The organism is Mycolicibacterium wolinskyi (genome assembly GCF_002101965.1).
Taxonomy (GTDB): domain Bacteria; phylum Actinomycetota; class Actinomycetes; order Mycobacteriales; family Mycobacteriaceae; genus Mycobacterium; species Mycobacterium wolinskyi.
Genome location: NZ_LQQA01000004.1, coordinates 23,239 through 35,760 on the forward strand (window position 1 = coordinate 23,239; position 12,522 = coordinate 35,760).

A 12,522-nucleotide genomic window follows, 5' to 3' on the forward strand; every position below is an offset into this window, starting at 1 on the left:
GAATAGCTACAGAACCGTCTCAGGTCGGAACGTCACCGCGGGTTTCTGCCGTCCCCGGTTGCGGTGGCACGACGGGGCCGGGCGCAAGTGCCGGCCGCTCGGCGGTCGGGAAGAGCGGGATGCGGTTCTTGCTGCCGGCGTAGCGGCGCGGTTCTTCGGCGCGACGCGGCGGACGATCGTTGGCGATGAGCACCGCCATCCACGGCAGCGGCACCGACACGAGGATGATCGCGAGCGAGACCAACCCGTTCTCCCAGACGCTGTAGGCGACGGCGGCCAGGATCAGCGCGGGGATACGGAACGCCATCAGCGTGAGGTACTTGCGGACGCGCTGGCGATGCTGTTCTTCGTACGCGGGCGCGGCGCGGGTGATGAGTACCGGGCGAGCTTGACCATCGAAGTCGTCGTCGAAACTCAGCTCGTGGCTTTGTTTCATGCCTCTACTGTTCCACACCTGGGGCCCGCGGTGGCAGTTGGATTTCGTCGCGTTCGTCGGCCGGGCACAATAAAGGTATGCAGACCGACACCCTCGAGCGCACCGACGCCGACGAACGCGTCGACGACGGGACCGACAGCGACACCCCGAAGTACTTCCATTACGTCAAGAAGGACAAGATCGCCGAGAGCGCTGTGATGGGTACGCACGTCGTCGCACTCTGCGGCGAGGTGTTCCCGGTGACGAAGGCCGCCAAGCCCGGTTCGCCGGTGTGCCCGGACTGCAAGCGGATCTACGAGACCCTCAAGAAGTAGTCGGCTGATCGGCGGTGTCGGGCACCGGTTGCGCCGGTGCCTGCGCACTGCCGTTGTTGGCCTTGTCCTCCAGCCACGTCCGGAAGCGCCTGGCATGGGTGTCCGCCGCAGGCCATTCCTCTTGGATGGCGGCGTTCAGTTCGGCTCCGAGCATCACGGCGAAACCGAGGAAGAACGCGAACAGCAGGAACGCGATCGGCGTCGCCAGCGCGCCGTACGTGTAGCCGGTGCTGGTGATCCAGCCCAGATAGATGCGTAGGCCTACCGTCGCGACCAGGAACACCACGGTTGCCAGCACCGAGCCGAGCAGCAGTCGATGCGTCGGCAGCGGTTTGGGCAAAGAAACCCGGTACAGCACCGTGACCCCGACGATGACCGCCAAAAACAGCGCCGGGTAGTAGCCGTAGCGCAGGATGTGGTCCCAGCTGTCGGGGATGTGCTCGGCGATCGTGCGCGGCCCCAGCGCGATGAACGGCGCCGCGGCGATCGCGCACACGAGCATGATCACGTAGAGCCCCAGCGCGTAGAACCGCTGCCGTACCGGGTGCCGCAACGGCGTCTGGTCGTGCGCCTCCACGATCGAATCGACGAACGCCGAAACCGCCGACGAGCCCGCCCATAGCGAGATCACGAACCCCACCGAGACCACCTCGCCGCGAGCGCCCTTCACGATGTCGCGGATCGTCGGTTCGATGATCTCGTTGACGACGTTGGGGGAGAAGAAGCTGTTGGCCGCGTTGATCAGCTGCTGCTGGATGGTCGGCAGGGTGTCCGGGCCGAACAGTGGTGCGATGTAGGCCAGGCTGCCGAGCATGCCCAACAGCAGCGGGGGCAATGACAACGCGCACCAAAACGCCGCCTGCGCCGATTCGGAAAAGATCGAATCGTCCCAGCTTTTCGACAACGTGCGTCGTGCGATATGTCGAATGTGGTGGCGTGTCGGTGGTACCGGAAGCGGCTGGCCAGTCATGACCAGACCAGCATTACTGACGAAACGTGTTCCTGCCCAGGCGGGTGCTGTTCGGTCGGCGTGTCAACGACGCGATCAGGCGTCGACCGGGCTGACTTCCAGCACGGCGGCCAGTTCGATCAGCTTGGCCTCGTGCTCGTTCGCGTGGTGCTGGCAGAAGAGCAGCTCGGCACCCGAGGGCAGCTTGGCGCGTACGCGCGCGGCCGCTCCGCAACGATCGCAGCGGTCAGCTCTGGTTAGCTCGGGGCTTGTCAGAGTTGCGTTCATGGCTCCTCCGTCTTCTGCTCTGCGCAACGCCGGCAAAGTGCCGGGTTTGCGTATCTCTACTGTGTCAGACGTTTTGGGTTCCGGCCTTGTTCCCTAGGGGTTTACCGGTGTGTCGTGTCTCACGTCCGGGACGTGTTGCCCGACGGGCAAGCTGGCAGTATGCCTGCCATGCCACGCGTCCTGGTTCACCTCTGCAGTGCCGACGAGTGGCAGGCCGCCCGGGAATCCGGTGCGCACCGTCCCGACTCGTTGACAACGCAGGGGTTCGTGCACCTTTCAGCGCCTGAGCAGGTGCATCTACCGGCGAACCGGCTCTACGCGGGGCGCACCGATCTGCTCATGCTCCAGATCGATCTGGCCAAGTTGTCGGATCCCGTGCGTTGGGAACCCGGTGTACCAACGGACCCCGACGCGATGTTGTTCCCGCATCTGTACGGACCGCTGCCCGTCGCGGCTGTGATGACCGCCACGTCCTACCTGCCCGGCGCCGACGGCCGATTCGAGCCGTTACCGCCCGCGTAGGCCGTCGGGCAATCTCGGCACGCCACGCTGGGCCGCGCTTGTCACGCTGGCGTGGCTGTTGGGCTTGTTTGTCACGCTAGCGTGGCTGTGGGGCGCGTTTGTCACGCTAGAGCAGCGGTGGGGGCGTGGTGTTTGGATGGCACGTCTCGTTGGGCCGTGTTTGTCACGCTGGCGTGGCTGTGGGGCTTGTTTGTCACGTTAGAGCAGCGGCGGGGGCCGTTTGTCGATGCCACGCCCCGCGGCCAGGGGCGAGGCCGAGGCACACGAGCTGGGCGCGCTGGTCGTGCTGGCCGACATGCTCGCCGACCAGGCGCAGAAGGGCCCAATCCATTTGCAGCGCAGTATGATCGTGCACCACGACGGGTCGATCACAGGCGGGTGGCAGACGGCGGTGCAGACCGCGCAAACCGAGTTCAGCCGGGTCGACGTGCTCGTCAACAACGCGGGGATCTGCGTCAATCAACCCTCGCCGTCGACGGCGGCGCGAGCGCCGGGCGGATGCCTGTGGTGGCCGGGTGACAGTCACTGCCGAATTCGAGTAGTCCACTACTCAAGTCCGCGCCCCGATCACGACCATAGGCTCTCGGCAGAGGGCTTCGGATGCGTGAGCGGGGATGATGAATATCCATTCGTCAGGTAGCGGCGAAAGTTCGACCGGAGAGTCGGACGGTCATGGCTGACTGCGTCGTCCTGCGGGAGAAACTTCGGGTGCCGGAGGTGTCCGGTTTGGCCCGCGAACGGCTGGAACAGCCGCTTTTGTCGGGACCGCAAACGATCGTCGACATGGTGGTGGCGCCGGCCGGCTGCGGGAAGACGACATTGCTGGCACACGTCGCGACCGCGTCGGAGCGGCCCGTCGGGTGGTACCGCATCACCGCCGACGATTCCACCGAGCACCGCATGGCGGCCCACATCGGCGCCGCCTTGTCGATGCTGGCGGACACGGGCCGCGCCGAATCGATGGGGGAGCTGCTCGGGGGCCTCGATCAATGGAGCGGCGCGGGCGCTGTGCTGATCCTCGATGACCTGCACGAGATCGCCGAGACGCCCGCCGAGCGCGCGTTGGAGCGGTTCATCTCGCTGCGACCCCGCCGGCTGCGATTGATCTGCGGTTCACGCCGAATGCCCGACATCAACGTCCCGCGTCTTCGCGTTTCGGGTTCGATCTCCGAAACCGGCAGCGACGACCTCCGGTTCCGGTCTTGGGAAGTCGAGGAGTTGTTCGCATCGGTGTACCGCGAGCCGCTACGGCCGGAGGCGGCCGCCGCGCTGACCCGCCGGACCGGCGGCTGGGCAGCCGGGCTGCAGCTGTTCCACCTCGCCACGGTCGGTCGAACCGCATCCGAACGCCACCAGGCGGTCGCCGGGCTCGGCGGCAGGTCGAAGTTGGTGCGCTCGTACCTCACCCGCAACGTGCTGGCCGAACTGCCCGCGGAACGGCGTGACTTCCTGTTGCGTACCTGTACGCTCGGCCGCCTTTCCGGGGAGGCGTGCGATGCGCTGCTCGGCGCCGCGGGCAGCCACCGCATCCTGGAGGAGCTCGAATCCGCGCAACTGTTCACCTCCACCGACGACGGAGGCGTGTACTTCCGGTATCACGAAGTGCTGCAGTCGCACCTGGAGCTCGCGCTCGTGGAGGAGTACGGGCCCGCGGCGGCGCGGTCCTACTACCGCAAGAGCGGCGCTGTGCTCGAGACCTTGGGGGAGTTGCGGCCCGCGGTGCGCGCGTACGCCAAGGCCGGTGACTGGGCCTCGGTGTCACGTCTGGTGGCCGACACCGGCGGCGCCCGGATCGATGCCACGGTGGTCGACGACGCCCACTTGCTGCCGGCGAGTACGTGGCAACATGACCCGTGGCTGGCAGTGGCGAACGCCCGCCGCCTGGTGCGCGAAGGTGCGCTGGCCCGCGGCGTGGAGGCCTACCGGCACGCCGAGGCGTTGTACGACGAACCCAACTACCGCCAGATGTGTCGCCAGGAGTCTGCGGTCGCGTCGATGTGGTTGCCCGGCAACCGGAATGGGCGAGTGCCGGAACCGCTCGTGCAGCACTGGGCCAATCCGCTTCGGGACGCGCTGCGGCGCGCGCCGGAAGTTGCCGGTTCGACGGCAACCGACGGGTGGGTGCGGCTCGCGCACGCGGTCGCGGCCGTCGCCGCCGGTGAGCTTCGTGCGGCCCGCGAGATCTTGCAGTCGGTTGTCGACGACCGCCAACCCGAATCGTCGCTGACGATCTGGGTCAGCCTGGCAGCGGCAGCCCTCGACCTCGTCGACGGCGGGCCGAATGACCCGGCCGCCCGGTTCAGCACAATCGCCGCGGAAGCGGAACGTGAAGGGCTTCCGTGGGTTTCGCGGTTGTGCCACGGTCTGGAGCAGGTTGCGCTGATCGTCTCACGTGATGCGGTGTGGCGCTTGGAGGGGTGCAACGACCTGATCTCGGCGGCGGACCGGATGGGTGACAGCTGGGGTTCCGCCCTGCTCCTGTTCGCGGTGGCGCTGGCCAAGCTACGCGTCGGCGAGGACGGAAAGTCTCAACTCGCAGCTGCCGAAGCAAGGTTCGGTCAGCTCGACGCGCCCGTGCTGCAGTTGTGGTGCCGGCTGCTCGCGGTCATCGACCCGCAGGCGACAGTGCCGGCCGCCCGCCGGGTGGTCGACGACAGCCACGCACTTCGGTGCCGTGGGGCCCGCGCCTTGGCCCTCGCGGTCTTGCAGCAGGTCTCAGATCATGAAGTTCCCGAGGCGGTCGGTGCCGCAGCGCTCGCCGAACAATGCGGTCTGCCAGTGCTTTTCGCCGAAATTGGGGACGCTCCCGAACCGCCGAGCGCCGTCACCGCGGCCGCCGAGGTGGTGGAGGCCAGCCTGCCACCGGTGGCGATCACCTGCTTCGGCGGCTACCGCATCGCGATCGACGGTGAGATCGCGGCGCTGAGTCAGCTGCGGCCACAGGCGCGTTGGGTGCTGCAGATCCTGTCGTTGAACCCCGACCACGATCACCACCGCGAACTGCTGGAGGACATCCTGTGGCCCGGTGTCGACCATTCCGTCGCCTGCCATCGCCTGCAAGTGGCCGTGTCCAGCGTGCGCAGCATGTTCAGCGAATCCGACCTCGTGATCCGGCGACGCGGCGAATCGTATCGGTTGTCCTTGCCCGACCGGGCGACAGTCGACGTCCGAGATTTCGCCGACGCGCTGAGCCGGGCGGCGACCGCGTCGGCGCGTGGTGACGTGCGGGGCCGGGTGGTGGCCCGTCAGGAGGCCCTCAACCTGTACACCGGTGAACTGCTGCCGGAGATGTCGGGCGCACCGAACATCGACGAAGAACGGGAACGCCTGCACCGTGCGGCGGCGGCCGCCGCTGCCGCACTCGCATCGGACTACCGCACGCTCGGTGAGTACGAGCAGGCCCTGGTCACGGCGCAGCGGTCAGTACAGCTCGACCAGTACCAGGACAATGCCTGGGTGGTACTCGCCGACCTGCACGAGACGCTCGGCGACCTCAGCTCGGCGGAATATGTCCGCCGTGAGCATGCCCGGATTCGGGCGGATCTAGAGGTCGCCGTGTTCTGACCCGTTCGGATCCTTGGGCGGGTTCAGATCGGTGATCCTGAGCTTGCGAGTCTGCGGATCATCCGTTGGTTGCGGCGCGGGCCGTCGGACTTCGGGCACCGGGGTGACCACCGGGGCGGGTGCGGGGGTCGCCACCGGTGCCGCGCGCGTGACCAACTCGACACGATGCGGGATGTGCGCGGGTTTGACGGCGTCGACGAGGGCATCGACGCTGCGCACGTCGACATCGTCACCGGCGTCGACCGTGACCCGCACCAGCAGACCGGGGGTGGCCCGGCCGCCGGGTTTCGAGTCCGGTGTCAACGACCATGTCGCGCTTCCCGATTCGATCACCTCGGTGTCGCGGCTGAACGCGGCCGTCACGGTGTCGCGGATACTGCGCGCGGTGCCCTGCCAGCGCAGCATCGCCGCGCCTGCCGCGATCAGTTCTCGCTTGTGCGTGGTTTCGCGGCCACCGAGGGGCAGGCCGATCCACCCGGCGAGCCAGTCGAGCATGTCGCTCGGAACGGTCTTGGGGTCCAGGTATGCCGGAAAGCAGTCGAGGGTCGCGAAGATCGGCGCCAGCACTTCGTCGAAGGCCTCGCACAGGTGCTCGGTGAGTGGATCACTCCAATACACCGACGGCATCGTGTCGAGAAAAGGTTGAGGCGTGTCCAGTTGCGGCACTCCGGCTCTCATCGGTCCACCACCCGGACACTGTGCCGGCCGAAGGAGTATGCGAGCTCGTTGCGGCCCAACGGGATGACGTCGACCGGCTCCGTCGACCGCTTCCCGGTCGCGGGGTCGACACCGAACAACTGGACCGTGACCTTCCTGGCCATGTCCACCCCGGGGATCCGGGCCAGCGCCGCGGTGACCTCGTGTACCTGCACGGCACGGCCGATGGGCCAGCCCGAGCCGTCCGGGCCGCCCTTCAACGGATGCAGCAGGCCGTTCAACGTCCGGGCCACATCGATTTTCACCTGATCGCGGGTGTACCCGGCCAGAACCGCCAGCGTGACGACCACCGTGACACCCCGGTAGTGCGGAGGTTCGACGATCAGCCGGGTCCCGGCCAGGCGGCGCTCGTCGAGATGGCTCTTGATCCGCTGGATGGTCTCGGGCAGCGGAATGAGATCTTCGCGGCGCACCAGATCCATGGCATCGCTTGCCACGTGCGGCACCACCAGCACCCGCACGACACCTGCCTCGCGTTCGTCGGCGGCCGTGAGGCAGTGCGCCCGGGCCACCTCGGGGGCGATGTCGAGGGTCAGTTGCTCGAAGTCTTGTGCGGTCACGGCCTTTCCGCGGGTACGCAACAGCAAGGGGCCGCGCGCCTTGACCTCGTCGACGGTCTCTGCCTCCGCACCGCCGACCGCAGCTCTGCGGTTCTCGACCCGCGACACGTACGGCACACTGGTCTTGAGCACGCGGATCTGGCCGACGCCCACGTTGCCCTTGCGGCCGCCGCCCGTGCGGTATGCCGACATCTTGATCGTGGCGGTTTTCCGCGGAATCCGGCCGTACTGGCGAATGGTCCCGTCCGATTCGCGGACCACCGGACCGAACACCACCTCACCGGCAACCGGGTCGATGTGAAACGACTGGCTGGACTCGTTCTGATCCCCGAAGTGTTCCACCGGCTTCCACTCGGTCGTATCGCCCTCGGCGACAACGCGCAACGAACTGCCCGCCCACGGGAGCACGGGCCGGTGCTGCAATGCGAAGCGCTGCCCGGCGGTGCCGTCGGAGGTGCCGATCGTCTCGTCCCGCACCACCCTGGCGTGCACGATCCGCGCGGTACCGCCGACCGTGCACGCCGAAATCGAGGTGATGAACGGAGATTCGCTGTAGGTCGACTGGCCGGGAGCGGGGTCGACAAGCCGGCAGCGCAGCCAGCCGCGGGCCTCGCCGCCGACGCGGGGCGGGGAGTCGAGCACATGCCCGCGCGGCACGTGCAGGATGACATCGCCGGGCTTGTTGAAGGCCTTCGTCTCGTCTGGTCCCGGTTCGCAGGCGACCCAGTCGCCTCCGGTCCAGGCTTCCCAAACGTACGGCGGGTTGGTGGGATCGACACCGACACCCGAGACGCGGCAGTTCACCCGCAGTAGCACGGCGCACGACGGCACCGCCCGGTCGAGACCGAGCAGCAGTGCGTCACCGGCCAGCGGCCGATCCGAGAAGCAGCGGAATTCGTTGCCGCCCAACTCGTTGCGTTGCGTGACCGGTTCGCCGCCCTCCGCCATCGTCGCCACCCGGCCGCCGTCGAGTGAACACGGGATGATCTCGAGTTTCTCGGTCGTCGAGAAGACGATCGGTTCGTCGAGATCGGTGCGGTCGGTGCTCACCTCGGATTCTTCGCGCACGGTGATGGGCTGCCGTTGCGGAGCCGACAACCAGAAGGTCGCCTCGCCCTGCGCGGCCCCGGGCGGGCGTAGTTCCAGGCCGAGCAATTCGAGGAACTTGATGTAGTTGCGATCCGGAACCCGGTTGAGCCGGTAGATGAGCTGGTCGACCATCATGGCGAACGTTTCGATCAGCGTGATGCCCGGATCTGAGATGTTGTGGTCCGACCACTCGGGACAGCGGCGGTGGACCAGCCGGCGGGCGTCGTCCACCAGGCTCTGGAACGTCCGGTCGTCGAGATTCGGTGCGGGCAGCATCGTCACGCCTCATTCAGCTGGTAGACGGGTGGCAGTTCGCCGGACCCGGGAGCGCCGGCCTCGTCGGGGATGACGTAGAACGGGAACACCAGGTTGCGTTCGTCGTTGTAGCCGCGGATCCGGTACCCGACGTCGATGTGGGCCATGCCGAGATCGCCCCGGTCGAACAAAACCTTGACGTCCTCGACGTCGATGCGTGGTTCCCACACTTCCAGGGCCCGGCGAACGTCGTTGGCAATCGCCGCGAGTGTCGCATCGTTCATCGGTGAGAACAGGTGATCCTGTATGCGACAGCCGAATTCCGGACGCATGGGCCGCTCGCCGGGAGCTGTCCTGATGATGATCTCGATGGCCTGTTCGATGTCGCGGACATGGGTGGCCAGGCCGATCGCATTGGTCGGGTCGATCTGCAGCGGGAAATTCCAGCCCGCCCCGATGAAATCGTTGGTGAGATCGCTCATTGTCAGCCTCCGATCAGGACGGTGGGACAGCCGGGTGGAAGGATCGGCGCGCCACATCCGGTCATGTCTCCGACGCGGGCGGCCGGCATCCCACCGATCAACACCGTCGGGCAGCCCGGCGGGAGGATCGCGTTGGGCGGGTGGGGTACGACCCCGGGAAACGCGCATGCGTGAGTGGTTCCGACGACTGCGGCAGGCATGCCGCCGATCAACACGGTCGGAACGCCCGGCGGACCGATGGTGCCGGGGTGTGCGGTCAGATCGCCGACGCGTGCGGCTGGTGGCATGGCCACTGCTCCTCTCAGTTGATCTTGACCGGTGCGCCGGTGATGACAGTGGGCCCACCGGCTTTGAACTCGCCGGCCGCCTTGGCCGCGACCTTGACCGTGGTGCCCTTGAGCGACAACGCCACCTGCGTCTCGACATCGACGGCTCCCGCCCCGCCCGACATCGCGACGCCGTTGGTCGCCGTAATGGAGATCTTCTTGCCCTTGAGTTGCAGGTCAGAAGAAGCGGCGTCGACGACGATGCCCTTCTTGCCTTCGATCAGGATGCTGCCGTCACTGTGTACGACGATGCGGGTGCCCACCGAGTCCAGGGTCAGCTTGAGCTTGCCGTCGCCGGTTTCGGCGGTGATGCCTTCGGTCTTGCCGTCCTCGTCGAGAAGATCCAACCGGTGACCGTTGCGCGAGATGAGCGAGCGGCGGTTGACCGCCCCGGATCCGGAGTCGATCAGACTGGGCCCCTTGGTGTTCACGGTGTCGACACCATTGTAGAGACCGCCGAGCACATACGGCCGTTGCGGATCCTGTTGTTCGAACGCCACCAGCACCTCGTCGCCGACTTCGGGGATGACCATGGCGCCGCGGTCCTTGCCTGCACCGAGTTGCACGGTGCGCGCCCAGTCGCTGACGTAGTCATCGGACAACCAGGGGAACGTCAACTTGACTCTGCCCTGGTGGGTGGGATCGTTGGCGTCACTCACCACGGCGACGGCCACCCCCGCCGCCGTCGAGGCGCGTCCGCCCGCCGCGGTCAGGCCGTACAGACTGCGTTCCTGGCGGCCCGTCACCGAGAACGCCGTCGTGTAGCCACCATTGGCCGGGTCGTAGCGGTGCCGCGCCGAGGTGATGGTGTACTTGCCGTCGAACGGTTGCCCCGCGTTGTCGATCTTGATGCCGACGTTGGCTCGCAGCTTCGGATTACCCCTTGCGACGGCGTCGATCTCGGCGAACGAACTGCCGATCTCCTCGGTGAGCGCGGCCGCGGCGGTGTCGGCCTCGGACTGCGTACGGTATGCGACGTCGGAGGCGACATAGCGCGGATCGCCGAACGGCTTGGCCACGTCGGCGGGATTCATGGACGGCAGTTCAACGCTTTTTGTGCCCGCAGGCACGGTGCTGACGATCTTGCGTTTCTGCGCGACGTCCCAGCCGCGCACCTCGACCTCGGCCACTTGTTCGGCGGCGGTGATCACCGAGCGGAACCGCAAGAGGTCGGTACCCAGCCTCAGCACCAACGGATCGGTGTCGTGGGCGTCCTGCGACGGCGCCCGGTTCGCCTCTTCACGCGGACGGAAGCTCAGCTTGTTGTCGCGCACCGTCAGCTCGTAGCCGATGCGCCGGGCCATCGAGTCGAGAAACTCCCAATCGGTCTGGCCGAACTGGCCCAGGTGGTCGAAAACTGTTTTACTGGATTCGATTTCGCCGGCCGCGATCTTCGTCCGCTGCGAGATCTGAGTGACGGCGTCCGACGCCGTGGTCTGGGTGTACGACTTGGTGTGGCGGCCACGGAACAACCGGTGCGCCGGATCGTAACCGCGGATGACCGTGAACGATCCAGGCCCACCGACCTCGGCCTCCAGCGATGTCACCTCCGCCTCGATCAGCTTCTCCGGCGTCTCGGTCTGTGTGCTGGAGATGGTGATCTTGACCTTCGTGCCCATCTTGACCTTGGACTTCTCGATCACGATCCGGTTGGGGTCGCGGAACCGCAACATGAACGCGTCCGGAAGCCGCAGGCTCGAATCGACGTATGCCGACGTGAGCAACGGGCTGATGTCGTCGGGCAGTGCGGTGCCGTCGAATTCGATCAGGAACGACGCTGCGGTGGCCATGCCGATCAGCCCGCCCTGGCCGCGAGCGCTTCGAGCCGCGGCAGCTTGAGCCGGGTTCCGTTGGGCACCCGCATCGGGTCGTCGATGTCGTTGTAGGCCGCGAGTGGCCGCCACAGTTGGGGATCGCCGTACTCCCGGTAGGCGAGCAGTGCCAGCGAGTCGCCGGTGACCATTGTGTGGACGTCGTCGGCCCATTGCGAACCCGACGTGGGGTTCTGCTTCGGATCCGGCGTGACGTCGATCTCCTCCAGGTTGATCGAGCAGGTCGCGCGGATCGGGACACCGTTGGCGGCGAAGCGGGTGTACTTGGCCTGAACCTGGCTGATGTATGCCGCGAAGCTTTTCACCTGGCCCCAGTTGAAAACCACCAGAAACGGCATGGCTTTGTCGCCTTCGGTGCACGGGACACAACAGCTGAACAGTTTGTCCACCGATGCGACGACATCGACGCCGTCTTTCGCGGTGGCGTCGAAGTACAGCTCGAGGCTGAGTTTGCACGGTTCGGACCCGGAGAACTCGGGCGGTCCGGCTTTCTTCTCCTTGGTCGGCTTGCGTTCCCACTTGGCGGATTTGGTGATCGAGACCTCTTTGGGGTTGAACTGAAAGGTGACCTTGTCCTTGAGCGAACCCAGCTCCGGCTTGCCGCCCTTGACGTGCTTGGGTTCCCAGAGCTCCAGGAACGCGTACTGAGGTTGCGCCCAGGTGTCCGGAGCGCTGTCACCCTTACGCTCGGGCGGCGGCGCCTTGAGCGCGATCGTCTTGTCAGCCATTGGCCGTGCCCTTCTCCGGAGTGAAACCGTGGTGGGCGATTTCGAGGGTTTCGGTGAACACCTTGGGAGAGTCCAGGTTCAGGCTGGGCCCGGTCCATCGGACCGGTACGACACCTTCGAGTTGCCAGGTCATCACCGGATTTCCCGCGGCGTCCATGGCTTTGATCTCACCGGTGGTCGGCTTGAGGCCGTTGAGTGCCTTGACGATCCATTTGGTCAGCTTCTCGCTGTCAGGACCGATGGGTCGGGTCAGCTTGATGTTGCTGTACTTCATCCGCGTCGGCAGTTGCCAGACCAAGCCGTTGTTTCCGCCCTCCTCGCGCTGCTCCATGACCACCTCGAGGCCGAAACCCTCGCAGCTGCTGAATTTTCCGACATCGGTCTTGTCGAACTTGACCGCGAAGCAGACGCCGACGAAAACCTCGTCCTTGTCCTCGGGCGGCAGTTTTGGCGGGCTCAT

The 12,522-nt window shown here is 66.5% G+C and carries 14 protein-coding genes; 4 read left to right on the plus strand and 10 right to left on the minus strand.

Annotated elements, in window-relative coordinates; genetic code table 11:
* Positions 1–19: 19 nt before the first annotated feature.
* Positions 20–436 (minus strand): DUF3099 domain-containing protein, encoded by a 417-nt coding sequence (locus AWC31_RS00720; protein ID WP_067851150.1) that lies wholly within the window; start codon positions 434–436, stop codon positions 20–22.
* Between the two features lie 77 nt (positions 437–513).
* Between AWC31_RS00720 and AWC31_RS00725 the strand changes: the two genes are divergently transcribed.
* The gene (locus tag AWC31_RS00725; RefSeq protein ID WP_067851152.1) at positions 514–750 is read left to right on the plus strand and encodes a DUF3039 domain-containing protein; all 237 of its coding nucleotides are present in this window, start codon (positions 514–516) and stop codon (positions 748–750) included.
* Here the strand turns inward: AWC31_RS00725 and AWC31_RS00730 are convergent.
* Both AWC31_RS00730 and AWC31_RS00735 read right to left on the minus strand, forming a co-directional pair.
* Entirely contained in the window at positions 740–1,720 is a 981-nt protein-coding gene (locus tag AWC31_RS00730) for a YihY/virulence factor BrkB family protein (RefSeq protein ID WP_085141894.1), read from the minus strand. The two genes, AWC31_RS00725 and AWC31_RS00730, sit on opposite strands and share 11 nt — an antisense overlap.
* A 75-nt stretch (positions 1,721–1,795) precedes the next feature.
* Positions 1,796–1,987, minus strand: a complete 192-nt coding sequence (locus AWC31_RS00735) for a DUF7455 domain-containing protein (protein WP_067851156.1) — start codon at positions 1,985–1,987, stop codon at positions 1,796–1,798.
* 159 nt (positions 1,988–2,146) lie between these two features.
* On the opposite strand from AWC31_RS00735, the gene AWC31_RS00740 reads away from it, so the two are divergent.
* The 3 genes from AWC31_RS00740 (at position 2,147) to AWC31_RS00750 (ending at position 6,073) form a co-directional block, all read left to right on the plus strand.
* Complete coding sequence (locus AWC31_RS00740; protein WP_085141895.1) at positions 2,147–2,509, plus strand: DUF952 domain-containing protein; 363 nt, start codon at positions 2,147–2,149, stop codon at positions 2,507–2,509.
* A gap of 226 nt (positions 2,510–2,735) precedes the next feature.
* A complete protein-coding gene (locus AWC31_RS00745) occupies positions 2,736–3,149 on the plus strand; it encodes an SDR family NAD(P)-dependent oxidoreductase (RefSeq protein ID WP_085141897.1) in 414 nt (137 codons plus the stop codon).
* 32 nt (positions 3,150–3,181) lie between these two features.
* Entirely contained in the window at positions 3,182–6,073 is a 2,892-nt protein-coding gene (locus AWC31_RS00750) for an AfsR/SARP family transcriptional regulator (RefSeq protein ID WP_085141899.1), read from the plus strand.
* On the opposite strand, the gene AWC31_RS00755 is transcribed toward AWC31_RS00750, so the two are convergent.
* Genes AWC31_RS00755 through AWC31_RS00785 form a run of 7 tightly spaced genes read right to left on the minus strand, consistent with a single transcriptional unit; the run spans position 6,053 to position 12,522 of the window.
* Positions 6,053–6,751, minus strand: a complete 699-nt coding sequence (locus AWC31_RS00755) for a phage tail protein (protein WP_085141901.1) — start codon at positions 6,749–6,751, stop codon at positions 6,053–6,055. The two genes, AWC31_RS00750 and AWC31_RS00755, sit on opposite strands and share 21 nt — an antisense overlap.
* A complete protein-coding gene (locus tag AWC31_RS00760) occupies positions 6,748–8,715 on the minus strand; it encodes a putative baseplate assembly protein (protein WP_085141903.1) in 1,968 nt (655 codons plus the stop codon). The genes AWC31_RS00755 and AWC31_RS00760 overlap by 4 nt, the downstream gene beginning before the upstream one ends.
* Positions 8,716–8,717: 2 nt before the next feature.
* Positions 8,718–9,176: a gp25 family contractile injection system sheath assembly initiator gene (locus tag AWC31_RS00765; protein WP_085141905.1), complete on the minus strand. Its 459-nt coding sequence runs from the start codon at positions 9,174–9,176 to the stop codon at positions 8,718–8,720.
* A gap of 2 nt (positions 9,177–9,178) precedes the next feature.
* Positions 9,179–9,463 carry a PAAR domain-containing contractile injection system baseplate protein gene (locus AWC31_RS00770; protein WP_067851183.1) on the minus strand — a complete coding sequence of 95 codons (285 nt, stop codon included), beginning with the start codon at positions 9,461–9,463 and terminating at the stop codon, positions 9,179–9,181.
* A gap of 14 nt (positions 9,464–9,477) precedes the next feature.
* On the minus strand, positions 9,478–11,292 hold the full coding sequence (locus tag AWC31_RS00775; protein WP_085141907.1) for a VgrG-related protein: 1,815 nt from the start codon (positions 11,290–11,292) through the stop codon (positions 9,478–9,480).
* A gap of 5 nt (positions 11,293–11,297) precedes the next feature.
* Complete coding sequence (locus tag AWC31_RS00780; protein WP_067851187.1) at positions 11,298–12,062, minus strand: CIS tube protein; 765 nt, start codon at positions 12,060–12,062, stop codon at positions 11,298–11,300.
* The gene (locus AWC31_RS00785) at positions 12,055–12,522 is read right to left on the minus strand and encodes a phage tail protein (protein ID WP_067851189.1); all 468 of its coding nucleotides are present in this window, start codon (positions 12,520–12,522) and stop codon (positions 12,055–12,057) included. The genes AWC31_RS00780 and AWC31_RS00785 overlap by 8 nt, the downstream gene beginning before the upstream one ends.